This window comes from Paenibacillus sp. NPDC058367 (assembly GCF_042723305.1).
Taxonomy (GTDB): Bacteria; Bacillota; Bacilli; order Paenibacillales; family Paenibacillaceae; genus Paenibacillus_AQ.
Genome location: NZ_JBHXIZ010000008.1, coordinates 1 through 26,947, shown reverse-complemented (window position 1 = coordinate 26,947; position 26,947 = coordinate 1). Strand labels below are relative to the sequence as shown.

The 26,947-nt window shown below is 45.1% G+C and carries 28 protein-coding genes and 1 other annotated feature; of the genes, 27 read left to right on the top strand and 1 reads right to left on the bottom strand.

All coding sequences use genetic code 11. The annotated features are described in order from the left end of the window. Positions 1 to 80: 80 nt before the first annotated feature. Complete coding sequence (locus ACFWMP_RS28185; protein WP_076286493.1) at positions 81 to 1,067, bottom strand: diaminopimelate dehydrogenase; 987 nt, start codon at positions 1,065 to 1,067, stop codon at positions 81 to 83. Positions 1,068 to 1,283: 216 nt separating this feature from the next. Here ACFWMP_RS28185 and ACFWMP_RS28180 point away from each other — a divergent pair, with 216 nt between their 5' ends. The 27 genes from ACFWMP_RS28180 to ACFWMP_RS28050 all read left to right on the top strand — a co-directional run bounded on the left by ACFWMP_RS28180 (position 1,284) and on the right by ACFWMP_RS28050 (position 26,461). Further along, positions 1,284 to 2,519: an SPOR domain-containing protein gene (locus ACFWMP_RS28180; RefSeq protein ID WP_379425543.1), complete on the top strand. Its 1,236-nt coding sequence runs from the start codon at positions 1,284 to 1,286 to the stop codon at positions 2,517 to 2,519. A 240-nt stretch (positions 2,520 to 2,759) separates the two neighbouring features. Further along, positions 2,760 to 3,005, top strand: coding sequence for a DUF4321 domain-containing protein (locus ACFWMP_RS28175; RefSeq protein WP_042191180.1), 246 nt, complete (start codon positions 2,760 to 2,762; stop codon positions 3,003 to 3,005). Between the two features lie 34 nt (positions 3,006 to 3,039). Then, positions 3,040 to 3,636, top strand: coding sequence for a Maf family protein (locus tag ACFWMP_RS28170; RefSeq protein WP_042191178.1), 597 nt, complete (start codon positions 3,040 to 3,042; stop codon positions 3,634 to 3,636). A 24-nt stretch (positions 3,637 to 3,660) separates the two neighbouring features. After that, on the top strand, positions 3,661 to 4,350 hold the full coding sequence (radC, locus tag ACFWMP_RS28165) for a RadC family protein (RefSeq protein WP_042191176.1): 690 nt from the start codon (positions 3,661 to 3,663) through the stop codon (positions 4,348 to 4,350). Positions 4,351 to 4,389: 39 nt separating this feature from the next. After that, a complete protein-coding gene (locus tag ACFWMP_RS28160) occupies positions 4,390 to 5,424 on the top strand; it encodes a rod shape-determining protein (RefSeq protein WP_042191174.1) in 1,035 nt (344 codons plus the stop codon). Between the two features lie 62 nt (positions 5,425 to 5,486). After that, the gene (gene mreC, locus ACFWMP_RS28155) at positions 5,487 to 6,365 is read left to right on the top strand and encodes a rod shape-determining protein MreC (protein ID WP_042191173.1); all 879 of its coding nucleotides are present in this window, start codon (positions 5,487 to 5,489) and stop codon (positions 6,363 to 6,365) included. Continuing rightward, on the top strand, positions 6,365 to 6,895 hold the full coding sequence (mreD, locus tag ACFWMP_RS28150; RefSeq protein WP_081383060.1) for a rod shape-determining protein MreD: 531 nt from the start codon (positions 6,365 to 6,367) through the stop codon (positions 6,893 to 6,895). The genes mreC and mreD overlap by 1 nt, the downstream gene beginning before the upstream one ends. A gap of 80 nt (positions 6,896 to 6,975) precedes the next feature. Beyond that, positions 6,976 to 7,635: a septum site-determining protein MinC gene (minC, locus tag ACFWMP_RS28145; protein ID WP_042191171.1), complete on the top strand. Its 660-nt coding sequence runs from the start codon at positions 6,976 to 6,978 to the stop codon at positions 7,633 to 7,635. Between the two features lie 5 nt (positions 7,636 to 7,640). Continuing rightward, positions 7,641 to 8,435 carry a septum site-determining protein MinD gene (minD, locus tag ACFWMP_RS28140; RefSeq protein WP_042130573.1) on the top strand — a complete coding sequence of 265 codons (795 nt, stop codon included), beginning with the start codon at positions 7,641 to 7,643 and terminating at the stop codon, positions 8,433 to 8,435. 177 nt (positions 8,436 to 8,612) lie between these two features. Then, positions 8,613 to 9,476: a peptidoglycan DD-metalloendopeptidase family protein gene (locus tag ACFWMP_RS28135; protein WP_379425538.1), complete on the top strand. Its 864-nt coding sequence runs from the start codon at positions 8,613 to 8,615 to the stop codon at positions 9,474 to 9,476. Continuing rightward, positions 9,469 to 10,311 carry a M50 family metallopeptidase gene (locus ACFWMP_RS28130; protein WP_042191168.1) on the top strand — a complete coding sequence of 281 codons (843 nt, stop codon included), beginning with the start codon at positions 9,469 to 9,471 and terminating at the stop codon, positions 10,309 to 10,311. The genes ACFWMP_RS28135 and ACFWMP_RS28130 overlap by 8 nt, the downstream gene beginning before the upstream one ends. 58 nt (positions 10,312 to 10,369) lie before the next feature. After that, positions 10,370 to 11,611 carry an Rne/Rng family ribonuclease gene (locus ACFWMP_RS28125; RefSeq protein WP_042194404.1) on the top strand — a complete coding sequence of 414 codons (1,242 nt, stop codon included), beginning with the start codon at positions 10,370 to 10,372 and terminating at the stop codon, positions 11,609 to 11,611. Between the two features lie 62 nt (positions 11,612 to 11,673). Further along, positions 11,674 to 11,759, top strand: a sequence feature (ribosomal protein L21 leader region). Positions 11,760 to 11,773: 14 nt separating this feature from the next. Next, entirely contained in the window at positions 11,774 to 12,085 is a 312-nt protein-coding gene (rplU, locus tag ACFWMP_RS28120) for a 50S ribosomal protein L21 (RefSeq protein WP_042130566.1), read from the top strand. 12 nt (positions 12,086 to 12,097) lie between these two features. After that, positions 12,098 to 12,433, top strand: coding sequence for a ribosomal-processing cysteine protease Prp (locus tag ACFWMP_RS28115; RefSeq protein ID WP_042191166.1), 336 nt, complete (start codon positions 12,098 to 12,100; stop codon positions 12,431 to 12,433). A 17-nt stretch (positions 12,434 to 12,450) separates the two neighbouring features. Beyond that, positions 12,451 to 12,762 carry a 50S ribosomal protein L27 gene (rpmA, locus tag ACFWMP_RS28110; protein WP_042130564.1) on the top strand — a complete coding sequence of 104 codons (312 nt, stop codon included), beginning with the start codon at positions 12,451 to 12,453 and terminating at the stop codon, positions 12,760 to 12,762. Positions 12,763 to 13,044: 282 nt separating this feature from the next. Then, a complete protein-coding gene (locus ACFWMP_RS28105; protein ID WP_076300740.1) occupies positions 13,045 to 13,785 on the top strand; it encodes a Spo0B domain-containing protein in 741 nt (246 codons plus the stop codon). A 15-nt stretch (positions 13,786 to 13,800) separates the two neighbouring features. Beyond that, positions 13,801 to 15,111 (top strand): GTPase ObgE, encoded by a 1,311-nt coding sequence (obgE, locus tag ACFWMP_RS28100; protein ID WP_042191162.1) that lies wholly within the window; start codon positions 13,801 to 13,803, stop codon positions 15,109 to 15,111. A gap of 212 nt (positions 15,112 to 15,323) precedes the next feature. After that, positions 15,324 to 16,643: an SPFH domain-containing protein gene (locus ACFWMP_RS28095; protein WP_379425533.1), complete on the top strand. Its 1,320-nt coding sequence runs from the start codon at positions 15,324 to 15,326 to the stop codon at positions 16,641 to 16,643. A gap of 11 nt (positions 16,644 to 16,654) precedes the next feature. Then, a complete protein-coding gene (locus ACFWMP_RS28090; RefSeq protein ID WP_379425531.1) occupies positions 16,655 to 17,401 on the top strand; it encodes a hypothetical protein in 747 nt (248 codons plus the stop codon). A gap of 14 nt (positions 17,402 to 17,415) precedes the next feature. Next, positions 17,416 to 18,186 (top strand): hypothetical protein, encoded by a 771-nt coding sequence (locus ACFWMP_RS28085; protein WP_379425529.1) that lies wholly within the window; start codon positions 17,416 to 17,418, stop codon positions 18,184 to 18,186. A 54-nt stretch (positions 18,187 to 18,240) separates the two neighbouring features. Further along, positions 18,241 to 19,602, top strand: a complete 1,362-nt coding sequence (locus tag ACFWMP_RS28080; protein WP_379425527.1) for a hypothetical protein — start codon at positions 18,241 to 18,243, stop codon at positions 19,600 to 19,602. A gap of 158 nt (positions 19,603 to 19,760) precedes the next feature. Next, positions 19,761 to 20,198, top strand: coding sequence for an ACT domain-containing protein (locus ACFWMP_RS28075; RefSeq protein WP_042130552.1), 438 nt, complete (start codon positions 19,761 to 19,763; stop codon positions 20,196 to 20,198). Between the two features lie 36 nt (positions 20,199 to 20,234). After that, a complete protein-coding gene (locus tag ACFWMP_RS28070) occupies positions 20,235 to 21,521 on the top strand; it encodes a homoserine dehydrogenase (protein WP_042191151.1) in 1,287 nt (428 codons plus the stop codon). A 59-nt stretch (positions 21,522 to 21,580) separates the two neighbouring features. Beyond that, complete coding sequence (gene thrB, locus ACFWMP_RS28065; RefSeq protein ID WP_339243281.1) at positions 21,581 to 22,561, top strand: homoserine kinase; 981 nt, start codon at positions 21,581 to 21,583, stop codon at positions 22,559 to 22,561. Then, positions 22,558 to 23,445, top strand: a complete 888-nt coding sequence (gene pheA / locus ACFWMP_RS28060; protein ID WP_042191147.1) for a prephenate dehydratase — start codon at positions 22,558 to 22,560, stop codon at positions 23,443 to 23,445. Before thrB ends, pheA begins: the two co-directional genes overlap by 4 nt. A gap of 4 nt (positions 23,446 to 23,449) precedes the next feature. Beyond that, positions 23,450 to 24,331 carry a branched-chain-amino-acid transaminase gene (gene ilvE / locus ACFWMP_RS28055; RefSeq protein WP_042191145.1) on the top strand — a complete coding sequence of 294 codons (882 nt, stop codon included), beginning with the start codon at positions 23,450 to 23,452 and terminating at the stop codon, positions 24,329 to 24,331. Positions 24,332 to 24,655: 324 nt separating this feature from the next. Further along, entirely contained in the window at positions 24,656 to 26,461 is a 1,806-nt protein-coding gene (locus tag ACFWMP_RS28050) for a LysM peptidoglycan-binding domain-containing protein (protein ID WP_379425525.1), read from the top strand. The last annotated feature ends 486 nt before the right edge of the window (positions 26,462 to 26,947 follow it).

Here is a 26,947-nt window from a genome sequence, read left to right as displayed (position 1 = left end):
GAAGGCTCTGCCTGCAATATATAAAAAACCCGCGAGGACGTTTTAGGGTCCTACGCGGGTTATTTCATTTTTGTATGATTTTACAGCAGGTTGCGGCGTAATTCTTCTGGAGATTTCGGAGACAACATTCCAAGTGGAATATCGAATACTGTACGCGCTCCACTCTGTCCTTCTTGACTCATACGCTGAGCGGCTCTGGCATAGGCCACGAGAACACTAGCTGTAAATTCTGGATTGCTCTCCAGCTTCAGGCCGAATTCAACAATCTGCTTCGTACCTTCCCCTGTTACACCACTGCGAATAACAAACCCGCCGTGCGGAATTCCGCTATGCTGAGCTGCCAATTCTTCTTCAGTGATGAAAGTAACCGTAGTATCATAATCTGCAAAATAGTTCGGCATGTTCACGATTTCTGCACGAATGCGTTCTTGATCTGCTCCTGCCTCAGCCACTACGAAACACTCTCTAAGGTGTTTTTGGCGAGTGGTAAGCTCTGGTGTTTCACCAGCGCGAATGGCCTCAATAACCTCTTGTACTGGAACGGTATATTGTACACCAGCTTTAACTCCATCTACTCTGCGGATCGCATCGGAGTGGCCTTGGCTAACGCCTTTGCCCCAGAAGGTGTATTCTTTACCTTGTGGAAGAATAGCTTCAGCGAGCAGACGATTCATTGAGAATAAGCCTGGATCCCAACCAGTAGAAATTACGCTGAGTGTTCCACCTTGTTTAGCTGCGGCGTCAACGGTCTCGTAGAACTCGGGGATTTTGGCATGAGTATCAAAGCTGTCCACGGTATTAAACATCCGGGCAATGGCTGGTGTTTGTTCTGGCAGATCGGTAGCCGATCCTCCGCATAGAATCATAACATCCACTTTACCCTTATATTGTTCGACGGCAGAGATATGTTCGAACTTCACACCGGCTTCTCCGGCTTCCAGTTGTCCAGGTTCTCTGCGCGTAAAGATCGCAACTAGCTCGATATCTTCACTTTGGTTGATAGCCTTACGTACACCTTTTCCTAAATTTCCGTAGCCTACAATAGCTGCTTGAATTTTTTGTTTCAGAAGAAGCCCTCCTAATCAGTAGTGAACTAAAGCATCATTTCTAGCTTACCTAGTATAGTGTACACTTTTAGCTCTTTTTATATAGTATATAAAAGGTACATGTAATGTAAACTGAATCTGCATAATCTTTCATAATTCCTATGGCTTAAAAATAGCATATCTCTCTATTGTCTATCATATATTTACTTATAGATTAGATGAGGTGAGGTGTAACTGTTGAATAACGGAAGAATGACATTCCGATTTGACGTGAACAAGGACGAGCCTAAACCAAAGCCTAAAGTGGTGGAGCGCTGGTCAAATGGCGGATTGGGCACAGCTGAAGAGTACGCTGAGGGACTGCGTCAAGAGGTAGGTCCAGCACAGCAAACATGGCTTTATGAGCCTGATTTTCGTTCCACGCATGAGGCACCACCGGAAGATTCCTATGACTATTACTCGGGTACTGTAGATCCACGCCAGGAAGAATGGGACGAACAGGATAAGGATTTTAGATATACACAGCAATCGTATCTTCTGTCAGATATGGTTTCGGATAGCAGGGATAAATTAGAGAATGTATCCTCTGGCAGTTACGGAGGCTCTTATCATACTCGACGTCCTTCGTATTGGTGGAAATTAGCTCTTTCTGTTACGGGAGCCATCGGCACAGGGGTACTGCTTGGTTATGCTGCACTTTCTTTCTTTTACGGAGGGAATATGGACAGTAGCTCTGGAAATGGGACAGCAGACATGGCGGCTACTTCAGTGCAGTCCAGTGGAGCTAAAGATCCGGCAGGTGTAGGTACATCAGGATTACCAGTGACGGGTACTGAAAATGCAGGGAAGAACACCATCCCAGTTCAAGTAGCTGCGCAAAGCTATTATCTGCTGCAGTACGGAGTATTCAGTACACCTGCAGGCGCTGAAGAGGCTCGTCAGGAGCTGTTAACTGCAGGTTTGGCCGCGGGTATGGATCCTGCCGACGGCAATCGTGTGTATGCTGGAATATCATCCGACCGTGAACAGGCCAAGCTACTTAGCAGCGGACTAAAGAATCAGGGTATTGAGCTGTATGTGAGAGAGGTGGCACTTCCCGGGGCTGAACAGCTTGTCTATACCGGTAATGCAGAGGAAGTGAAGAACTATTTCTCCGTGAGTGGGCAGCTGCTCAGTGAACTAAGCAGTCAATCTGCTTCTTTACTTAGCGCTGGCCAAACTAGTACGACAGCAAATACCCCCGCTATGAGTGATCTCCATCTGCAATGGAGTGAAGCAGTAAAAGTGCTGGAACAAGGCGTATCTCCTGAAGCCAAAAGCATTTGCGCAGCGTTAAAGAAATCAATGAGCCAAGGGATATCAGCCTGGAGTGAATATAACAAGAACAAGGCTCAGGGCCTACTTTGGGAAGTGCAAGAATCGATGCTGAGCTTTTTGACTAGCCAGAAACAGCTGCTAACTGCAATGAATTAACTGATAGATTGTTGACATTAAAGACAGCAAGCCTCCAGATGTGGGGGCTTGCTGTTTTGGCGCGAAAGAGGAAATTATCCCTATATAACTTAAACTATAATTGATACGGAGGATGGTATCGCTCCGCAACTTTTAGTGCAAATGGTGGTAAACATTACCGTAAGGGATTTTACGTTTGTATTGATCACAATTTCACCGTATAATAATTAGGGTGTCAAAAAATGGCGAGGGAAGACTGAGATGAAGAAGAAAAATGTAGGAACACTGCTGTTATTTCTAATTCTAGGCTGGCTGGCTGGAGCCTGGATCGCCAAGCTACTGCAGCCGGTAAAGGCTCTTTCTTTTCTAACAACATCGACTGTGCTTAAGTGGTCTCCGCGAGCCGATTTGGACATCATAACCTATGACATCACTATTCATTTGAAATTGTGCATGCTAAGTCTCGTCGGTATTATTACAGCTGTATGGCTGTACCGAAGACTGTAACTCTCGTTACTGATCAAGAAGGGACGTTTACAACGTGGACAACTCACAACACATTATTTTAGCCTCAGGTTCACCGCGTCGACGAGAGCTTTTGTCTTTACTGGGCTTGCCTTTTGAGGTCATTACCAGCGAAGCGGACGAAAGCACACCACCGGACTTTACGCCGGAGCAAATCGTGCGCAGTTTGGCTCTGCGAAAAGCAGAGGCTGTAGTGGCTGCAGCAGGAGAGCGTAACGCAGTAATTATTGGTAGTGATACGATTGTTGTACTAGATAACACTGTGCTAGGCAAACCGGTGGACGAGCTGGACAGTAAATCGATGCTTACCAGACTTCAGGGCCGGAATCATAAGGTATACACGGGTGTAGCCTGTATTGGACTTCCGCATGGAAAGACTATAGTGGAGCACCGTGTTACTTCCGTAACGATGAGAGCAATGACGGAGAATGAAATTATTGCTTATATAGCTACGGGAGAGCCCGCTGATAAGGCTGGCTCTTATGCGATACAAGGGCTTGGCTCCACCTTGGTGGAACGAATTGAAGGCTGTTATTTCAATGTTGTCGGATTGCCGCTGTCGCTTCTTGGCGAAATGCTGTCCGAGTTCGGTATAACTGTATTGAACCGGTAGGAAGCTTGGGAAAGAGGGATAGGGATGGAGTCGCAATCAGTAATGCTGCGGGACCTCCCCCATGAAGAACGACCAAGAGAGCGCATGATGCATTATGGGGCGGAATCATTAAGTCAAGCGGAGTTGTTAGCCATTCTGCTGCGTACGGGAACACGCCGTGAATCGGCTATTCATATTGCACAGCAGATGCTGGGGAAAATCGGTGGCCTGCGTGGGCTAGTTGACCTTAGCATCGAAGAACTGACCGAAATCAAAGGTATCGGCCCTGCCAAGGCCGTGCAACTAAAAGCAGGCATCGAACTTGGAAGGCGCCTTGCGAACTCCAGGTTTAACATGCCGGTCATTATCCGTTGTCCTGAGGACGCTGCGGAGATACTGACTGAGCAATTGCGTTATCTGCAGAAGGAGCATTTTGTCTGCTTGTTTCTGAATACGAAGAATCATGTGATAGGACAAGAAACGTTGTCTATGGGCAGTCTTAATGCTTCGATTGTTCATCCTCGTGAGGTATTCCGAGCAGCTATAAAATGTAGTAGTGCCTCTATCATATGCGCACATAATCATCCTAGTGGTGATCCAACGCCTAGTCCTGAGGATATCTCCTTGACCTCAAGACTGCTTCAGGCAGGCGAGATTGTCGGGATTGACGTGTTAGATCATCTAATTATCGGTGATAGCAGCTTTGTAAGCTTGAAAGAAAAAGGACACATGTAATATAAATGTGAAGATTTACTTAGGAAAAGGAGAATTAGCATGTTGGGTAGTTTTACGAAAGATTTAGGAATTGACTTGGGGACAGCGAATACGCTTGTCTATGTACGCGGTAAGGGGATCGTTGTAAGAGAGCCTTCCGTTGTAGCCATTAACACTGACACTAAGACGATTGAAGCCGTGGGTGAATCCGCTAAAAAGATGATCGGTCGTACACCGGGAAACATTCGTGCGATCCGTCCGATGAAGGATGGCGTTATCGCTGATTTTGACACAACGGCTACGATGATAAAATATTTTATTCGTCAAGCACAGAAACAACGTTCTATGTTCCAACGTCACCCTAATGTAATGGTCTGCGTACCATCCGGCATTACTGCTGTAGAGCAACGTGCCGTAGAAGATGCTACTAGACAAGCTGGTGCTCGCGAAGCTTACATTATCGAGGAACCTTTTGCTGCAGCGATTGGTGCAGATCTACCGGTATGGGAGCCAACAGGAAGTATGGTTGTTGATATCGGCGGAGGTACTACTGAAGTTGCTGTAATTTCACTCGGCGGTATTGTTACTAGTCGTTCCGTACGTGTTGCGGGTGATGAAGCGGATGAGTCCATCATTCAGTACATCAAACGTCAGTACAATCTGATGATTGGTGAACGTACTTCGGAACAGCTTAAAATGGATGTAGGTTCTGCCTTGCCACTTGAGAAAGCTGAGACTATGGAAATTCGCGGACGCGATCTCGTTACAGGCCTGCCAAAGACGCTTACAATTACTTCTGATGAGATCTGTGAAGCATTGTCCGATACAGTGAGTTCTATTATTGAAGCTGTTAAAGTAACTTTGGAAAAATGTCCACCGGAGCTCGCAGCAGATATTATGGATCGCGGGATTGTCTTGACAGGTGGAGGCGCCTTGCTTCGTAACTTGGATAAACTGCTTGCGCGTGAAACTGGAATGCCAGTTATTGTCGCTGAGAACCCTCTGGATTGTGTAGCGATTGGAACAGGAAAGGCGCTTGATAATATCCATTTGTTCAAGAGTCGCAGCAGTTCCAGTCTTCGCTCTAAGAGATAAGCCTATGTATTGCCACTTGTGTACGTCAACCCCTGTTATGGGAGAAATACTGTTGTTAGAGGGTGTTGAAACTGTTTAAACTCTTAAGCAATAAACGTCTGTTTATTCTGTTGATTACACTGGTGCTGTTCATTGTGGTGATGGGCTTCAGCTTGGCATCAAGGAGTTCCTTGTCCTGGCCGGAGAACTTTCTTAGAGATACTACTGGTTTCGTGCAAAAAATGTTCTACAAGCCCGCTGGATATGTAGCGGGCTTGTTTGAAGATATCGGAAATCTGAAAGATCTTTCTAAGGAAAATGAGCAGCTGAAGATTCTAGCCGCCCAATATGCACGTGATAAAGCGCAATACAATTTCATTCAGGTAGAAAATGAGCAGTTAAAGGAACAGTTGAAGTTCACGAAAGCTCAGGAGGAATTGTATAAATATCAATACCATATTGCGCAGGTGGTTAGTCAGACAACAGAACCAAGCAATAGTACGATTGTAATCGATTTAGGTGCTAAAGATGGCGTTAGACCAAATATGTCTGTGATCTCGGTTGATGGATTAGTAGGTGTTATTAGTCAAGTCAGCAATTTCACCTCTACGGTGAAGCTGATGACCATGATGGATACGAATGACCCTAATTCTCAGCCGCCTATTGCGGCAACCGCTATTAACAAAGAGGGCAAAACCTTTGGTATGATTGAAAGCTATGATCCGAAGACAAACAAGTTATTGATGAACAAGATCCCGCCAGGTGATCCTATTGCGCCGAAGGATGTTATCGTTTCTTCTGGTATTGGGGGATTGTATCCGCGAGGATTGACCATCGGTACCGTTGAAAGCGTTGAGGTTGGTGAATTTGGATTAACCTCCACAGCAGTGATTAAGCCTTCAGCAGAATTTCAAGACTGGAAGCAGCTGATTGTTGTTTTTACGGAGGAGCGTGCTGAATAGTGAATATGCGCAGATCTGTTCTTGTTCTGTTACTGTTCCTCTTGTTCATTCTGGAGGGAACCATTCTGCCTTGGCTGATTCCAGATGTATGGCAGATGCGAATTATTCCGAATCTAGTGTTCGTTGTGCTATTGTTCGTGGCTGTATATCATCATCGTCATACAGCGCTTATACTGGGCCTAACTTTCGGACTATTACATGATGTCGTTTTTTATGGCAGAATTCTAGGAGCACATTCTTTTGCGATGGGTCTGTCGGCTTATTTAATTGGCCTTCTGTTTCAGATTCCGCGTGCGCCACTGCCTCTTATGATGACTGTGATTCTGCTCGGAAGCTTGCTAGAGGATAGTGTGTTATTTGGTATTTATAGTGTATTCAATCTCAATCAGGAGCCTTATAGCTGGGCTATTTTGAATCATATGCTACCAACGATGCTCTTTCATTTTGCTATTGCTCTGATCCTCTACATACCGTTACGACGCCAGCTTGAGCTGATCAAGAAAGAGAAGAGTACGGAAGAAGCGGCATAAAGAAGCTTCTATTTTCTTTCTTAATAAAGCAGGAATTTAAGGGGCCCGGCACGAATGAATGAGGATAGGGGGCCAGGCATATGACAGTAAAATCCAAGCATGTAAGGATTAAGGGCATCAAGGATGGCCTGATATTCCTGCTAGACGACAAGTGTCCCTTCGAAGATCTTCTGAGCGAGCTTCGCTATAAGCTGGAGCACAGCCATCAAAATATTTTGACTGGACCGATTGTCCATGTAGATATTAAGCTGGGCAATCGTCCCGTAACTGAGGAAGATAAGGAAGCTGTGCTGGAGATTCTGAAGGGACAGGGAAATCTACTGATTCGTTCCATAGAGGCGCTTCCAGTGCCCGGCAGTGAGGATAATGACGCGTTGTTTCTTATGAGCGGGATTCTTCGTTCCGGTCAGGTGCTGCACCATGATGGAAATCTTTTATATCTGGGGGATGTGAACCCAGGAGGAACTATTACCTGTTCAGGCGATATCTATATTCTAGGATCACTTAGAGGTATGGCGCATGCTGGAGTAGATGGAAATGAAGAGGCGATTATCGCTGCTTCATTAATGTCTCCGACACAACTGCGAATTGCTGATATTATCAGTCGTCCTCCCGATGAGTGGGAAACCCGAGAAAGCAGTATGGAGTTTGCATATTTAACGAACGGAGCTATGCAAATCGATAAAATTCATAATTTAGTCAAAGTACGTCAGGATTTAAATGTGTTTAAAGGGGTGTAGCCTCCATGGGAGAAGCGATAGTCGTAACCTCGGGCAAAGGCGGAGTTGGCAAAACAACCACAACAGCCAATATTGGAACCGCACTTGCACTGCAGGGTAAAAAAGTATGTCTCGTCGATACCGACATTGGACTGCGTAATCTGGATGTAGTAATGGGGCTTGAGAATCGTATTATTTATGATCTTGTGGATGTAGCGGAGGGTCGTTGTCGCCTAAATCAAGCACTCGTTAAAGACAAACGCTTTGATGAGTTGTATATGTTGCCCGCAGCTCAAACGAAGGATAAAACGTCCGTCACTCCTGAACAAGTAAAAGATATTATTCTCGAACTGAAGAAGGAATATGAATATATTTTGATTGATTGTCCAGCAGGGATTGAACATGGCTTCCGCAATGCGATTGCCGGTGCGGATAAAGCGATCGTGGTTACCACACCAGAGCATGCTGCTGTGCGGGATGCGGATCGTATTATCGGACTGCTTGAGCAGTCACATGTGGAATCGCCAAAGCTGGTGGTAAATCGTATTCGCCCAGGTCTTGTAAAGTCTGGGGACATGCTTGATATTGAGGATATTTTACAGGTGTTGAATATTGATCTTATCGGAATTGTTCCGGATGATGAACTGGTCATTAAGGCCGCAAATAGTGGAGAGCCTACAGTTATGAATCCCGATTCGTCAGCAGCTATTGCCTACCGCAATATTGCTCGTAGAATTTTAGGTGATGCTGTGCCGCTAATGCAGCTTGATCGGAAACCGGGAGCATTTAAGAAGTTCAAGAAATTTTTCGGTATGGCTTAATTCTGCACCAAGCAATCTTACTATAGAAGCATTAACGGTCCCACCACTAGAGAAATCTATGGGTGGGATTTATTTATTTAGTGGTATTTAAGTGCTCCACCTTGGGTGGGCTTGTTCTAAAGAGACTTCCGTGCTTCATAAAATGGAAGTAAAACAAGCCCGTCCGGAGGGATAAACATGGATCTCAAATCAGATATCAAAAATCGCCGCAAGGAGCGTATTCGTAGTTTGCTGGAGGAAATCCCGAATATAGAAACAGCAGAGGTGCCTCCGTTATTCGTTATGCCCGAAAAGAGTACGAGCTTCAAGGAGTGGGGTACGGGGTTTAAGAAAAATGAGGAGCAATCATCTATAGAGCCTGATCCGGAAGTGATGTGGAAAGAGAGACGGGGTGGCTGGGAGGAACCGGGAGGAGGAGGCTCTAAATTTTCTTCCGGTTTTATTCGACGGGTTATAGCCAGTGTGCTTGTGTTTGGAGCGGTGTGGGGAGTTTTTGCAGTTCACCAGCCATGGTCCTATAAAGTCCAAGCCTTTATTAGTGATGCCTTGAGTAATGAAATGGATTTCACAGCAGTGCGGGTCTGGTATGAGGAGAATTTTAATGGTGCACCGGCGTTCATACCGATATTTGGTGACAAAGACGAACCTGCTCAAAAGGCAGCAGCTCAACATGAGCTTAGTGCCCCGGTAGCTGGAAGTATTGTGGAGCCCTTTGCCTCCACGCTAAAAGGTGTAGAAATTATGCCTCAAATCGATTCAACCTCAAATGTGACGGTGAAGAGTATAGACATGGGACGTGTTCTTTCCATCTCTAAAGAATTGGACGGTGGCATTCGAATTGCGGTTCAACATTCTGGAGGAATTACAGCAGAATACGGACATTTAAATGGCACTAAGCTGGAGATTGATGACTGGATTCAGAGTGGAGATGAACTCGGGTGGATGCTGGAGAAAGAGGGCTCCTCAGCTCCAACGCTATTCTTTGCAGTGATGAAAGACAAGACTTATATTGATCCTACAGAAGTGGTATCGTTTGATTAGGATCTTAGGGATCGATCTGTCACTACATCCATTGTTCGTAATCATTATGTTGTTTTCTGTACTCACAGGACAATTTCTGGAGTTGCTAACTTTATTTACGATCGTCCTCATTCATGAAATGGGACATGTGGTGGCTGCCCTTTTAGTTGGTGTTACAGTCAAATCGGTTCAGCTTCTTCCGTTTGGCGGAGTTGCGGTTATTGAGGATCATGGGCGGCTCACCGCTAGTCGTGAGATTGGTATTGCACTTGCCGGTCCGCTGCAAAATGGAATCATGATTGTTATGGCTCTTGGGCTTCAGCAAGCAGGTTATGGTAATCAGGAATTTTTAGTCTATTTTATAAATGCTAATGCCATCATTGCGCTCTTTAATCTTTTGCCTGTTCTGCCACTTGACGGAGGCAAAGTACTTCAGGCTACAGTTAGTTTATTTCTTCCTTATTACTATACTTTGCTATGGAGCGGACGAGTGAGCGTTGCTGCAAGCATTTTTGTGATTGTTTATGCGCTATTGCCTCTTGGAGCAGGTGGAGGCTTGAGGCTGAACATGGTTATGATCGGTGCTTTTTTATTGTATTCAAATCTCACGGATCATCGGAATTTACCGTACCGATTTGTTGCGTTTTTGATGAATAGGGAGGCGGTTTATGAGTATCATTTGCGGACAGGAAGTGTGGCTCGTCCAATTGTTGCCTTATCTGCGAAACCTTTAGATGCTATATTGCGTCTATTTAAACGTAATCAATATCATTTTATCTATGTATTAAACGGCGAAGGAAATGTTGTTGCTGTTGTGCCGGAACAGCGCTTAATATCTACCTACTTCGGAATGTAGTGTATTTATACAGAGCGTGAGAAGGGATGAATGAATGAACGAAACCAGAGGTGAAGCCATGAAACAGATGATCGTTCACTGCACGCAGCACATTACCCGAATGGCTCTTCTGGAGAACGGAAGGCTTGTGGAGTACGCGGCTGAACGCGATCAGCAGCAAGGGCTGGTCGGAAGTTATTATAAAGGCCGTGTGATTAACGTACTTCCAGGTATGCAGGCTGCTTTTGTTGACATTGGACAGAAGAAGAATGCTTTTTTATATGTTGATGATGTATTGCACCCTCATTTGGATAGACAGCCGGATGTGAAGCCTTCTATCGAGACGCTTTTGCAGCCGGGTCAGGATATTGTTGTACAAGTAAGAAAAGAGCCTAGTGGCGGCAAAGGTGCGCGTGTAACGACCCATTATACATTGCCCGGTCGTTGGATGGTGTACATGCCTTTTGCCGATTATGTTGGGGTATCCAAAAAAATAAGTCGCGATGCAGAACGTAGCCGGCTCAAAGGAATTGGTGAACGTCTGCGAATGAAAGAAGAGGGGGTTATTATGCGGACCGTCTCTCAGGATGAGCCGCATGAAGCAGTGGAAGGTGATCTTTCATTTTTACGTGCGCAATGGGATAACATTACACGTCGGGCACAAACTGCAGAAGCCCCAGCTCTACTTCATCGTGATCTTAGTATTGTTCAGCGCTTTATAAGAGATGCTTTTAATCCACAGCGTGATCAGTTGATTATAGATTCTCCAGTTGCAGTTAAAGAAGCCAAGGCATTTCTGGATGACATGGCACCTGATGGGTACAAGCCTGTGAGTTTATATAATGGACCGGAGTCCATTTTTACAGCTTATGGGGTTCAGGAACAGCTGCACAAGAGCTTCAGTCGCAAGATCACGCTGGAGGGCGGAGCGACAATGATCTGGGATGAGACGGAGGCGCTCACCGTTATTGACGTGAACACCGCGCAATACATTGGAGGAGCATCCCTTGAAGAGACGGTGACGAATACTAATTTGCTTGCAGCAGAGGAGATTGGTCGTCTGATCCGTTTGCGAGATACGGGCGGAATTATTATTGTTGATTTTATTGATATGGAAGAAGAAATACACCGTAAAATGGTTACCGAGCGGCTGGAGAAAGTGATCTGCAAGGATCGAACCAAAACCCATATTCTCGGTTGGACAAGACTTGGACTCCTCGAGATGACCCGGAAGAAGGCAAGACATGATTCAGCCAGCTTCGCACCTATCCTTTGTCAGTGCTGCGGAGGGACTGGAAAAGTTGGAGAATGGATGGAATGAGTTGACGATGGGAGATAAGTATGATAATATCTTCAAGTATGTGTTTGATTGATTCGGTCCTGCACATGCTGTAACCGCTCCGATCGGGTACATAAGTGCAGTTCCCACGGGAATCTGCCACCTAGACTAGGCGAGTCTGAGACATGAGGAGGTGCAAGTAAAATGTATGCAATTATCGAAACTGGCGGTAAACAATACAAAGTCCAAGAGGGCGATGTTTTGTTCATTGAGAAGTTGGAAGCTGAAGACGGCGCAAGTGTAACTTTTGACCGTGTATTGGCTGTTTCTAACGAAGGTGGTCTGACTGCAGGAACTCCGCTCGTAAGCGGCGCGTCTGTAACAGCTAAAGTCGAGAAACATGGTAAAGGCGCTAAGGTTGTAGTTTACAAATACAAACCTAAGAAGAACTACCACAAGAAACAAGGCCATCGTCAGCCGTACACGAAAGTAACTATCGAGAAGATTCAAGCGTAAGAAGGTGCGTGAATGATTAACGTACGGATTACACGATCTTCGGATCTAGGAACTATCGTTGGCTTTGAGGTAAAAGGGCACGCGGGTTATGCAAAGCGTGGCGAAGATATCGTATGTGCCGGTGTTTCGGCCGTAACGGTTGGAACCGTCAATTCGATTGAGACTTTGACCGGAATCTCCATGGATACATCCATGAAGAACGGATTCCTAAGTGGAACATTAGGTTCCATTGATGATTTCGATACTTCCGCGAAGGTGCAATTGCTGCTTGAATCCATGGTCGTGATGCTAAATGATATCGCAGAATCATACGGAAAGTATCTTCAAATAGAGCAAGTAAATATTTAAAGAAGGAGGTTGACAACATGTTGAAATTGAATCTTCAATTGTTCGCATCGAAAAAAGGTGTAGGTTCCACAAAAAACGGACGGGATTCCCATTCCAAACGTCTTGGCGTGAAACGTGCTGACGGTCAAGCAGTAACCGGCGGTAACATCTTGGTTCGTCAACGCGGAACAAAAATTCACCCAGGCACTAACGTAGGCATCGGTAAAGATGATACGTTGTTCGCATTGGTGGATGGCGTAGTGAAGTTCGAACGTTGGGGCCGCGATCGCAAAAAAGTGAGCGTATACCCAGTTGATGTCGCTCCGGTAGCAGCGGCACTGGAAGCGTAAGCTTACGGAACCATATTTGCATGTAGAAGCCTCCGGCATGAGTGCCGGAGGCTTTTTTGTAGAATATTCAGAAGCGTTTGTGGATACCTCTTTGAGCACTTTAGAAATGTATACCTTCAGAGTTTTAAGAAAACATAAACATCCTTAGACATATGTGAAATCTCACGGTTATCTCTGGTGAACTACAGGGAACTGCTGTGTTATACTAGGAAATGGTAATTGATGAGGGTAATAATCTAAACGAAGTCATGAATTTTGCGAACTGAGGGACGGGGAGAAAGAATGAAATCCTGGAAAAGTGCAATCTGGGCAGTCATGTTATCCGTAATGCTTCCTTTAGGACTCGTGTATTGGCATACCTCCCTTTTGACGTGTCTGTTGCTTGGAATTTGGGTAGCAGCAACGGTTGCTTTCAGTTTGATTTGGAATCAGCGTCATTGGGAACGGGAACTCCGTATACAAGAGAACACTCTGCAACAGGCGGCGATTCGGACACTGAATCATCATCGTCATGATTGGATGAATGATTTGCAGATTCTTTACGGATATATTCAGCTTGGAAAGCCTGATAAATCCGTGGAGTGTGTGGAAAGAATAAAGGAACGCATAGCGCTTGATAGTCGTATCGCTAAGCTGGGCATTCCTTCATTGGTCTTCTATATCCAATCTTTCCGAACTTACCGGACTAGTCTGGAACTGGAAGTTCAAGTGGAGGAAGGATTGCAACTGGAGGAGAAGCTAAACCGGGAAGCAGGAGATGAGCTGACTTCAGTGATCATGCAGACCGTACGAGCTTATCAATATAACGGACTGGCTCCTCAGGGTGAAACGCGCAAGCTGCGTCTTGGCTTTATTCAGGATGGAGGAGACATTCTTATCTCCTTCGAAGGTGAGGGAGAGCATGGCAATCCCGAGCAGCTCAAAGGGCAAATTTATAATATAGTACAAGGGAAAATCATGAAAGCGGAGCAGTTTAAGCCCAGCAAGGCTTATGTAGAGCTGCGTTTGCCGCTTGAAATGTGAGGAAGGTGAACATTAATGTTCGTAGATAAAGCTAAGATTTATGTTAAGGGCGGAGACGGCGGGGATGGTATCGTTGCGTTTCGCCGGGAAAAGTATGTACCGGATGGTGGTCCAGCAGGTGGTGACGGTGGCCGTGGTGGCGACGTTATCTTCCGCGTAGATGAGGGCTTGCGTACGCTGATGGATTTCCGTTATCAACGCCATTTTAAAGCGGACAAAGGGATTAAAGGACGTAACAGAAGTCAGCATGGGGCGAACGCTGATCATATGATCGTGCGGATTCCACCTGGAACCATGTTAATTGACGATGATACTCAAGAGATCATCGCCGATTTGACTCGTCATGGTCAGCAAGTTGTTGTTGCCCGTGGGGGTCGTGGGGGGCGTGGGAATGCTCGTTTTGCAACAGCAGCTAATAAGGCTCCAGAGCTAGCAGAGAACGGCGAAGAAGGTCAAGAGCGGTATATTGTTATGGAACTTAAGGTTATGGCTGATGTGGGACTTGTAGGCTTCCCGAGTGTGGGCAAATCTACGCTACTGTCGGTCGTATCCGCAGCTCAACCAAAGATTGGTGCATACCATTTCACTACGATTACACCGAACTTAGGTGTAGTAGATGTTGGGGATGGACGAAGCTTTGTAATGGCGGATCTGCCAGGATTAATTGAGGGAGCTAGTGAAGGCATAGGGCTTGGTCATGAATTCCTGCGTCACGTTGAACGTACACGGATCATTATTCACGTAGTGGATATGTCTGGTTCAGAGGGGCGTGATCCCTTCGAGGATTGGGTTCTCATTAATGACGAGCTGAAGCAATACAATGCGGCTCTAATTGATCGTCCTCAGATCGTGGCCGCGAATAAAATGGATATGCCAGAGTCAGAGGAGAATCTCATCGCTTTCCGAGAACGCGTAGCTGAGCTGCGTCCGGATCTTGAGGTTATGCCAATCTCCTCGCTTACCCGTCAGGGTGTTCAGGAACTGTTATATCGTGCAACGGATATTCTTGATAGTATTCCGGTGGCACCGGTAGTTGAAGAAGTATCAGGAACAACTGAACGTAAGGTTTATAAGCTGGAAGCGGAAGATAATAACTCGTTCACCATTACACGTGATAATGAAACATATGTGGTCAACAGCCCTCGTATCGAGAAAATGTTGAAACGTATGCAGCTTAGCACACATGATGCGATTCTAAAGCTCGCCCGGACATTGCGGCATATGGGTGTAGATGCAGAGCTTCGTAAACGTGGAGCTGTAGAGGGGACTATTGTCCGTATTGGTGAGTTCGAATTCGAGTTCGTAGAGAATAGCAGTTACTATTAATATTTAGCTGATTACAAAGCGCGACTTGTGTTCTCCTGTAGAGGAAGACACAAGCCGCGCTTTTTTTATTTCCATATCGAGTATATTTTTTTCGTGAAAAGAACCCAAATCACGATATATATCGTATACAATTAATATCGAAATACACAATTTCCCATCCGGGAACGCATACGTTATTCATATATCATAGATGATGAAAGAGGGAATAGCAGATGGCAATTATAGAAGTGGTGAAGTACGACGGTCCTCCGGGGATTTTCGCATGGAAATATCCTAACCAAGAGCTAGGGACATGGACTCAGCTAATCGTTAATGAATCTCAGGAAGCGATCCTATTCAAGGGCGGACAAGCGCTTGATTCCTTTACGGCAGGGCGGCACACCCTGAGCACCGCCAATATTCCTATTTTATCTAATATCGTTAATCTTCCTTTCGGTGGGAAGTCGCCGTTCACAGCAGAAGTATGGTATGTGAACAAGACCAATTCGATGAATGTTAAATGGGGAACCAGCGCACCTTTACAACTCCAGGATCCTAAATACAAAATTATGATTTCTGTTCGTTCCTTCGGACAGTTTGGTGTAAAGGTTGATAATCCGCGCAAATTTTTGTTGCAGCTTGTTGGAACGCTTCCTCAGTTTGATCACGATACGCTCGTGAATTATTTCCGCGGCTTGCTTATGTCGAATATAAATGAACTGATTTCATCCTACCTTGTACATAAGCAAATCAGTATACTGGAGATTAATGCCTATGTTGCAGAGATCTCAAAGCATATCCAGGGGCGGCTAGCATCAACTTTTCTGGATAATGGACTTGAGCTGAATAATTTCTATATTGATTCCATTAATATTCCTGATGATGATCCGGCAACGATTCGATTAAAGGAAGCTTTAGCTAAAAAAGCAGAAATGGATATTATCGGCTTCAACTATCAACAGGAGCGCGGCTTTAACACGATGGAAAAAGCAGCAGGTAATCCTGGCAATCTTGGAGTAGGCATGATGAACACCGGGATGGGGCTTGGACTTGGTATGGGATTCGCTGGACCGGCTATGGATATGGTGAATCGTATGACCCGAGGGATGAGTTTTGATTCAGGGACTACAGTTGTGCGCCAAGAGCGCTCCTGTTCGAAGTGTGGGGTTATGAATTCTGTTGAGGGAAGGTTCTGCAGTGGCTGTGGGCATGCTCTGGAGAGCATTCAGCAAAGCACATCGTCCGGAAACAAGATCAATTGTTTGGAATGTGGTCATGAATTGAAAGCAGGAGCCAAGTTCTGTCCTGGTTGTGGCAATCCTTATCGTGCTTGTCCAACCTGTGGAGCAGATAATCCTGAGGGTGCATCTTCCTGTGTCTCTTGTGGAAAAGAAATGCCTAAAGCCTGTGGTAAATGTGGAGAAATGGTATCACCAGGGGTGAAATTCTGTCCTCACTGTGGAGATAGCTTGGTTATTAAATGCGGAGGTTGTGGACATGAGCTGAAGCCTGGACAGAAATTTTGTGCAGAGTGTGGAACAAAAGCAGGCTGAAGGAGGACGTTATGAACAAGGGTAAAAGCTATATTCGTATCATCACCATTATTTATGTGGCTGCTATAATACTAACGGTGTTCTCCTTTATAGGGTTAGGCTTCTCTGAATCACTGTTTCGATTCGTGATTTCGCTAGTTGCTGTTCTGCTGGCGGAGAGTGTAGTGTATGGCTATTGTATTTTTTGGCTCCGTACTGCAGGTAGTGTGCAGCGGACCTCACCCGTTCTTCTCAGCGGTGCATTCATCACGGGGATTTATGCGGTTGGTGTATTCGCATCGGCTATTGTCTTTGATTGGCTACTGGAGTTGTCCCCTCTGTGGTATGCTGCCGTTCAACTGCTGATTCTTTTGATTGGTGGAATCACACTGGCTGTGATCGGGATTTATGGATGGAATGCCGGAACAGAAGAACAGCAAATGCAGAGGTCCTTGCAAGCTTTTCGGCAGCATCAGAGTGAAATAAACGAGATCAGTACGCTGGCAAGCAGCTGGAAGAATCCCGAAACTGAACAGCTTGTACAAGTGCTCAATAAGTTACGAGATCAATTCAAGTTCAGTGATCCTGTATCAGATCCATCTTTATATGCTACTGAGGATATCATGCATCAGCAGATCTCCCTGTTGCATGATCATGTGAAGCTTCTGCTCATGACAAATGAGCCACATGAGAACTGGCAAGCTGAAATCAACGAAATGGCCGACAGTATTAATGCTACACTAGAGCGGCGAAATCGGGAATTAGCGGCACTTAAATAGGAGGAAATAACTACATGAACAGATTGAACATACAAGAGCCGTCACCGACCCCAGCGGGGAGTGCAGCGGTTCCTCTGATTAAATTAGACCGGACTGGGTTTGATTATGTCATTCTTGCAGCAGCTTATCTATTCACACCCATTGGACTCGTTCTTGCATTGTTACGTTTGATGCTAACCCATTATAAAAATCATCGGAGGCCCACCAATCTAAATCTGATCATGCATGTATTTATCGGAGGATTTGTTGAACTCTCTATTGCAATGTTTGTGGATACCATGAGTGGAAACACTGGAGCTTCCGAATTATTAACGATCCAGATTTTCCTTGCAGTCATATTTTTGATTCCGGCACTTATTCTTGCGAGTGTGACAGCAAAAGCTAAATATACACTTTCTAAGCTTAACACTTCTTATATAGAGCTGATTCAAAATAAAAATATCCGATATGTCGGCAGTATATCTGAACGGATAGGTCAAAGCGATAGCGATGTACGGAGAGATGTCCAGTATCTAAAGAATAAAGGATTACTGGATATTGATATTGTACTTTCCGAGGGGCGTCAGACGCCAGATCCATCCATGGCAGCACCTAATCTTGTACATCCTGGAAGGGCTTCAGGCTTCGGAGCCCAAGCTTCGGGACAGCAGATTCATTCTCAACCGCAGTCCTCACCGCTGCTGCCTAAGTCCATCCGTTGTCCGGGCTGCGGAGCACAGAACACGGTTCAGCCTAGTCAGTCAAAGAGCTGTGAATACTGTGGCACGATGATATCGTATAGTTAATGCCAAGGTTCTCCCTGAGCATTGTAGATATAACTTAACTAGGGGAGATAAAAGATGAGTAAATTGGATATACGAAGGCAGCCACCAACAACAGGCAAACCGATATATAAGCACGAATATGAGCGGACGGCGTTTGATTATACGACTATTGTGTTTGCGTATGTATTTGCTCCGGTTGGCTTTATATTGGCTGCCATTCGGTTATTATCTACACATTCCAAGAGACAGCGCAAAGCAAGCAATATTAACCTGTTTTATCATGCGTGTATGGGTGCCTTTGTAGAATTGGCGATCTATTTCATTATTAGCAAGCTACTCGGTCAAATCGATTATGTCGCACTCTTGATCAGGCTGGTGATTATCTACGCATTGTTTAGGATTCCCGCCATCAAATTGTCGGTTAGGGCCGTAGGATGGAGAGAGGGATTCACCTATCTTTGCAATGACTATATCGCATTGGTTCTTGTGGACGGCATAAGGCATATCGGCAGCCTATCCGATATTCGCGGATTCAGTGAAGAGAACGTCCGCGAGGTTTTGGAATATTTAAAAGATCAGGGAGTACTTTCTCCAGATATTGTTTATTATGAAGGACGTGTAGACAATCCATTTGTAAAATTGCCGCCGAAGCTTATTTATTCCAAACGGGCACAAGCACTGGTGCGTGCGCCTGAGAATAACCTTCGCTACCGTAACAAGCGAGACCGGACAGTGTTTGATCGAATCATCATGGCGATTGCCTATTTGTTTGCTCCGCTTGGGTTTGTACTTGCGATGCTTCGTTTTGTAAGCACTCATTATAAGAATGAGCGGAAATCATTTAACTACAAATTGCTCTATCATGTATGTATGGGAGCTTTTATGGAACTTGCCGTCCTCTTCGCCGTGGGGACCTACAAAGGGGATTTTAAGTGGTTCACTTTATTGATCATTCTGGTGGTCCTCTACTTGATCTTTATAATTCCGGCGGACAGCTTTGCAGGGAGGGCTACCTTCGCAACAGAAAACTTTGATTTTCTGTGCAAGAAGTATCTCATGCTGATCATAGTGGATGATGTTAGACATATTGGTAATTTAGCTGATATCACGAAACAAAGTGAAGATGATGTACGTAGAGACCTACGGTATTTGGTGAGATGGGGGTTACTTGCTTCTGATCTTGTCTATTATGAAGGACGTGTTAAGCTCTTAGATAAACAACCGCCCAATCTTGTGCATCCTGACCGGGCACAGCCCTCCGCGGCATCAGAGAACCAGCCATCATCCGGGCGGCAGTCATTACCGGAGAATAGGCCTAAGCCACCTGTCCAACTGCCGAAATCCATCGTTTGTCCGAGTTGCGGTGCTAAGAGTAGAGTACTTCCTGGGCAGGATAAAATCTGTGACTATTGCGGGACGACGATTCCATACAGTTAGTGTACATACGATTGCCTGCTGCCCCCGGGAATCCGGGGGTTTTGCTGCACCGTACTCCCTGGCCTCAGAGTATACATATAAAGTTATTGCATTTTATAAGTCTTTTCCGATATAATGTCCACTAAGAAAACACAAAAGTCTTTGAGGTGAGGACGTTCGTGAAAGAACGCTATTATTTGGTCCGTGAGGACATATTACCTGATGCCGTACTTAAGACTATGCAGGTCAAACAATTGCTTGAGGCCGGGGATGCGAAGACCGTACATGAGGGTGTAGAACAGGTAGGATTAAGCCGGAGCGCTTTTTATAAATACAAGGATGGCATTCACCTGATCCATCAGCTCGAACGTGAGCGAATTGTTACGATCTCCATGGATTTGGAACATGAATCGGGGATGCTCTCCAAGGTTCTAGGATCTGTGGCGGGGCATGGGGCTAACGTGCTGACGATTCACCAGAGTATTCCGCTACAAGGACGAGCGAATGTGGTGATTTCCGTGGAAATCTCACATTTGAATGAGGAGCTCGGAGAGATGCTTGATAGTCTGAAGAATATTCCGGGAGTGAAGCGCGCCCTAATCGTTGGACAGGGATAGAGAAATTATATACGTAAAACTTTTAGGAGGATACTGATGAAGCCGGTTAAAGTAGGATTGCTGGGTCTGGGAACAGTTGGTACAGGTGTAGTTCGTATCGTGGAAGGAAATCAGGAGGATTTGAGCAGTCAAGTAGGCTCTCCAATACTCATTGAGCGCATAGCGGTGAATAATTCCAATAAGCTCCGTGATATTGAGGTCGACCCTGCCAAAATAACAACAGATCCATGGGATGTTATTCGTGACCCTGAGATCGATGTAATCGTTGAAGTGATGGGTGGTATCGATGGAACAAAGGAATATATTCTTGAAGCTTTGGACCGCGGTAAACATGTCGTAACTGCGAATAAGGACTTGATGGCGCTGCACGGTTCGGAGATTCTGGCTAAGGCGCAAGAGAAGCAATGTGATGTCTTTTATGAGGCTAGCGTTGCAGGTGGTATTCCGATTATTCGGACGCTTATCGAAGGCTTTTCTTCAGATAAGATCATGAAGATTATAGGTATTGTGAATGGAACAACTAATTACATACTAACCAAAATGAGCCAAGAAGGCGCATCCTACAATGATGTGTTAAAAGAAGCGCAGGATTTAGGATATGCAGAGGCTGATCCAACTTCCGATGTTGAAGGTCTGGATGCTGCCCGCAAAATGGCGATTCTCGGGACCCTAGGCTTCCGTACTAACGTGGAGCTACATGACGTCAGTGTGAGCGGGATTTCAGAAGTGAGTAAAGCCGATATTGCCTTTGCAAAGCGTCTCGGATACGAAATCAAGCTGCTAGGTATTGCTGAACGTCAGGATGAGGAATTCAGTATCAGTGTTCAACCGACCTTGATTCGAGCAAGTCACCCACTTGCATCTGTAAATGGTGTCTTCAATGCAGTTTATGTGTATGGTGAGGCAGTAGGAGAGACGATGTTCTATGGTGCGGGCGCGGGTGCAATGCCAACGGCAACTTCGGTAGTAGCTGACTTGGTAGCCATTATTAAGAACCTCAAGCTGGGTGTTAATGGATTGAAGCAAAAAGTACCTTATAAGCAGAAGAAGCTTAAGAGTGATGAGGATATCTTTTATAAAAACTTCCTACTTTTACACGTTGATGATAAAGCAGGCGTATTGGCCAAGATTACTCAGGTGTTTGCCGAGTATGACGTGAGTCTTGATTCGGTAGTTCAGCAAGCCAATCCAAATAATCCTGATGCGGAGATTATTATTGTTACCCATAACGCCAGCAAAGCAAGTATGAATAAAGTGTTGCGCCACTTTAATGAACTGAAAGTCATCCACCGGATCAAGAGTCACTACCGTGTGGAAGGTTAGCACTGTAGATGGACTATACTTTCTATATTTAAACAATGAGTAAGGAGATTGCACCTGTTATGAGTACTTATGGAGTAGCAAGGGTTAAAGTACCTGCTAGTACTGCCAATCTTGGTCCGGGCTTCGATACTCTTGGCATGGCATTGCCGCTGTATGCCTGGATTGAGATGGAGGAAGCAGAGGAGACAGTTTTTCATCTATATGGTGACGAGATGAAGGGAGTGGCTCGGGATAAGAGTAATTTACTCTATAAGGTCGCTCAAATGGTATTTGCAGAGGCTGGCGTTACGGTGCCTGAAATATCTATTTCGATGTACTCTGAGATTCCGCTTACGCGTGGACTCGGCAGCAGTGCCTCGGCCATCATTGGGGGCATGGTCGCAGCTAATACGATGATCGGCTCTCCGCTCGATGATGCCAAGCTGTTTGATATGGCTACCCAGCTTGAGAAGCATCCTGACAATGTAGGAGCTTCCTTATTTGGTGGCATCATTACCGCAGTGTGGGACGGTGATCATGCGGATTACGTTCGCCTTGATCCACCTCAAGACCTTGAGGTTCTCGTGGTTATTCCTGAATTCGAGCTGGAAACCACAAAAGCACGGGGAGTGCTTCCAACAGAAATCTCAGTTAGTGATGCTGTGTACAACATCAGCAGAACCTCTTTAATGACAGCCTCGTTTGCATCAGGTCGGCTTGACCTGATCAGTAGAGCGATGCAGGATCGTCTGCATCAGCCCTATCGTGCAGCGCTTATTCCAGGCATGGAGAAGCTGCTCGCGGAAGCACCTAACCATGGTGCTTTAGGAATCGCACTTAGCGGTGCCGGTCCTACCCTGCTGTGTTTAGTTGATCGCCATGAGACTCGTAAGCGAGAGCTTGAGGCTTTCCTGATGAATACGATGCAAGAACACGGCATCTCTGCTCAGACTTGCTGGCTGATGCCTTGTACTTCAGGTGTTACATCAGAGCTTCTTGAAAGAAACGAGATGCAAAACGTATCATTTTTGGATATGATAAAAGGAGAAGTACGGTTATGAAATCAATAGCGGTATTGCCGCAGGGCTCGGTATCTCACGAAGCGCTGCTGCATTTGTTTAACGGCGAGCCTGTAAAAATTGTGCATCACAAGCTAATTTCCGATGTCTTTCTCTCTACGGCTGGTGGCACCACTGATTACAGCGTTATCCCGATTGAGAATACTATTGAAGGCTCAGTTAGTCTACATATTGATTGGCTCATTAATGAGGTCGATCTGCCTATGCAGGCTGAATGGATCTTTCCATCGATACAGAATCTCATCGGTCACCCGCTGGAATTCAGAGATACGAACGGCAATAAGGATTTCACTAAAATTAAAAAAATCCTTTCGCATCCTGTTGCAATGGCACAATGCATGCAATTTGTTCGGAAGCATGCACCTTGGGCTGAACTGGAGTCGGTCGGAAGCACCTCTGAAGCTGTTGAAATCGTTAAGAACAATCCTGACAAGGGCTGGGCTGCGATTGGTACTGCTCTTGGCGCAGCAACTCATGGGCTGGAGATTGTTGATCGGAAAGTTACAGATCACAACAACAACTACACGCGATTTGTCCTTGTCGGTCCGCAGAAGGTTGATCTTCCACGGAGCAGCAATGGTGTAAAGACGAGTGTCTTAGTTACGCTGCCGGAGGATTTTCCCGGTGCTTTGCATCAGGTCCTCGCTGCCTTTTCTTGGCGGAAGCTGAATTTATCGCGTATTGAATCACGACCAACGAAAAAGAAGTTGGGTACTTATTATTTTTATATTGATGTGCTGGAACCGATAGAATCAGTCCTGCTACCAGGAGCGATTGAAGAGATTAGCGCTTTAGGCTGTCAGGTTCGGATTCTGGGCTCGTATCCCACATACACCTATGAGGAAGAGAAAGCGGAGGTGCAGTAAATTCATGGCTGAACAATGGATCTATCTGGATGGACAACACGTAACTAAGGAAAATGCAAAGGTATCCGTTTTTGATCACGGTTTTTTGTATGGAGACGGCATATTTGAAGGTATTCGTATCTACAATGGTAATATTTTTAAATGTAAAGAGCATTTGGACAGACTATATGATTCGGCGAAGTCGATCATGCTGGACATTCCGCTCACTTATGACGAGATGCTGGAAGCTATGGCTGAAACGATCCGCCTTAACGACATGCGTAACGGTTATATTCGACTGATCGTATCCCGTGGTCCTGGTAACTTGGGTCTTGATCCACGCCGTTGCCCTAAAGCGAGCGTAATCATTATCGTTGAACAATTAGCTATTTACCCAGAGCAAGCGTACATTAATGGGCTTCGTGCTGTTTCTGTATCCCAACGTCGTAATATTCCGGATGCACTGAATCCGAAGATTAAATCGCTTAACTATCTCAACAATATCCTAGTTAAAATCCAGTCCAATCTGGCAGAAGCCGATGAAGCAATCATGATGAATGCTCAAGGATATGTTACTGAAGGATCTGGAGATAATATTTTCATCATCAAAAATGGTGTGGTCTTTACTCCTCCGTGCTATTTGGGAGCGCTTGAAGGAATCACACGTCTGGCGATCATCGAGTTATGTGAGAAATTGGGTATTAAGCTAAAAGAAGAACCATTCACTATGCATGATGTTTACATAGCGGACGAGGTATTCTTCACAGGTACTGCTGCTGAAGTTATTGCTGCGCGTGAAATTGACGGCCGAATCATTGGTGAAGGACAAGCGGGTCCAATCACTTTGAAATTGCTTGAAGAGTTCCGCAATGTTGTTGACAAAGATGGCTACAAGGTTTGGGAATAACAGTTAATCGTACAATTTGCTCTTTACATGCTAGTCGTGTAATGAGTATTGAATAGGCATTAGATATCCTTTCATGCATATGAAGAAGATGGCCGGAGGTCTCTGGTAAATCTTTTCATGTCTCATGAAAGGATTTTTTTTATTTCAGGGATGTCATTCGCCCATGGGCTGCATAAGATGTAGTAACGAAGGAGGCGGCTGTACCGCATATAACTCTGTAAGAGAGCAATGTTCCATCCAAAGGGTGTTTGCTTTCAAAGCCAGTTTTGCTGTGTAGCTGTAAGAAAGCAATACTCCACAAAACTTTTAGGAGGTTAATGCTACGTGAAAATACACATTGTCAAACAAGGCGATAGTCTGTATGCATTATCGCAAAAGTACGGAGTGCCGTTACAAAAAATTATTGAAGCTAATCCACAGATCAGTAATCCGAATGTGCTGGCACTTGGTGAAAAAGTAAAAATACCTACGGCTCCTGTATCCGTACCGGATAACAGTGAAGTTTACTACAAGCATACAGTCAAACAAGGAGATACCTTATGGAAATTATCTAAGGCGTGGGGAATCCCTTTAAAAGATATGGTTGAAGCAAACCCCCAGCTGAAGAATCCGAATGTACTGATGTTAGGGGAAGTAGTCAACATTCCTAAAAAGACATCAAACGCTTCACCCGTACAGCCAGGCTACATGCCTTCTAATGCTTCTGAGAAAACACAAGTTGGCGGGAAGGAATATACGGGTCCCAAAGAACAGCCAGTAGCTGAGGTAGTTCCTGCACCAAAACCGGAAACTAAACCAGAGGTCAAACCAGAAACTAAACCGGAAGCAAAAGCAGAAAATAAACCAGAGGCTAAAGCGGAAACTAAACCTGCACCTAAATCATCGCCAAATATCTCGCCTTTGTACAATTCTGCACCACACCCATCGATGAACATTGCCCCTATTAATACTCAAAATGCTGCACCTAATCCTGCACCGAATATGCAGATGGAAGTTGCTCCTGTGCAAGAAATTGAAATGCAGAGCCTATTTGTTCAGATTACAGTTCCAAATCAAGAGCCTGTAGCTCATCATGAGGCAGCAAAAGCTGAGATAAAGCCAGTGGCTTGCAAAGAGGAAAAGGCAGATGCTTGTGACAACATGGGATATCCAGGACTAGGAGGAAATCCTTATCTCTATGATTCTTATCAAAATAGCCCTAATATGAACATGAATTGGGCACCAAGTTATGTTCAACCGGCGTCATATGGACCTGAATGCATGTCTCCATACTTCTTTTCAGAAAATATGTATTCACCTAACATGAGTCCAGAACAATGGAATCCGAATGCTGCACCTAATGTGAGTCCAGAACAATGGAATCCGAATGCTGCGCCTAATGTGAGCCCAGAACAATGGAATCCGAATGCTTGGCCTAACATGAGTCCAGAACAATGGAATCCGAATGCTGCGTCTAACATGAGTCCAGAACAATGGAATCCGAACGCTTGGCCTAATATGAGTCCGGAACAATGGAATCCGAATGCTGCGCCTAACGTGAGTCCAGAACAATGGAATCCGAATGCTGCACCTAACAATATGGAGGCTAATGTTTCAGGGATGAATCCGATGTATGGGATGTCACCGAACCTTCCTTGGCCAACTACTTGTGGGTGTGGGGGAATGCATGTTCAACCCTATTCATATGAAATGCCCGTATATAATACCTATCCTGCATATGGAAACCCAAATGCATTCTCTGCTTATGGAGCGGGAACACCTAATCAGGGAATAGTTCCAGCATCTCCTCTTGGAGCTTTTGGCGGGCCGATAATGTCGAGTATTCCGTCTAATCCGCAGTATCCAGGTATTGGTAATTATTCGCAGCATAATCGGGTTCCGGAAATCCAAGATCCTGAAACGTTTGTACAGGATACTCCCGAAGTTGCTAGAACAGTGAATGAGGAATCTACTTCTGGCGCTTCTCTCAAGAGCAAGGGAACTGCAACGAAGGAAACGGCATCAAAAGCAAAGACCTCGAGTCAAAACAGCAGTAAGAAAAACAAAACAGCTGTGAAGTCTCAACGTTCAAATGCTGGTGGTCGTACAGAGAGCTCAAAGAAACGCAGAAATCCGTGGATTTCTAATTAATACAGTTCTAAACTAACATCCAATCTCTATTTAACGTGTAGGTTCTGATTATTAGAATCTGCACGTTTTTTATGAGAAGATGGGAACGAGAAGTAGGACTGAAGCAGCGAAAGTGAAAGTACTTATTTATGTTTTTTGAATTTAGGGGTTGTTTTTAGAGTGGGTTATATGTTACATTATAAATCCAGTCGCAAAGAGGAGATATAAACTTTCGGTTGGTGAATGTTAATTCGGATGAAATTACAAAAGACTTTGAAAAAAAGTATTGCAATTCATCGGAAAACATGATATATTATAAAAGTTGCTGCTGAGACATTAAAAGGCGCCAACGAGAACTTGATCTTTGAAAACTGAACAACGAGTGAGTAGGAAATCACGAAAGTGAAATCCGAAATTAGAGAATTAATTTTCTCGTCAGATGTTTCAAAATGAGCATATCGCTCTTTTCAATACTAATTGGAGAGTTTGATCCTGGCTCAGGACGAA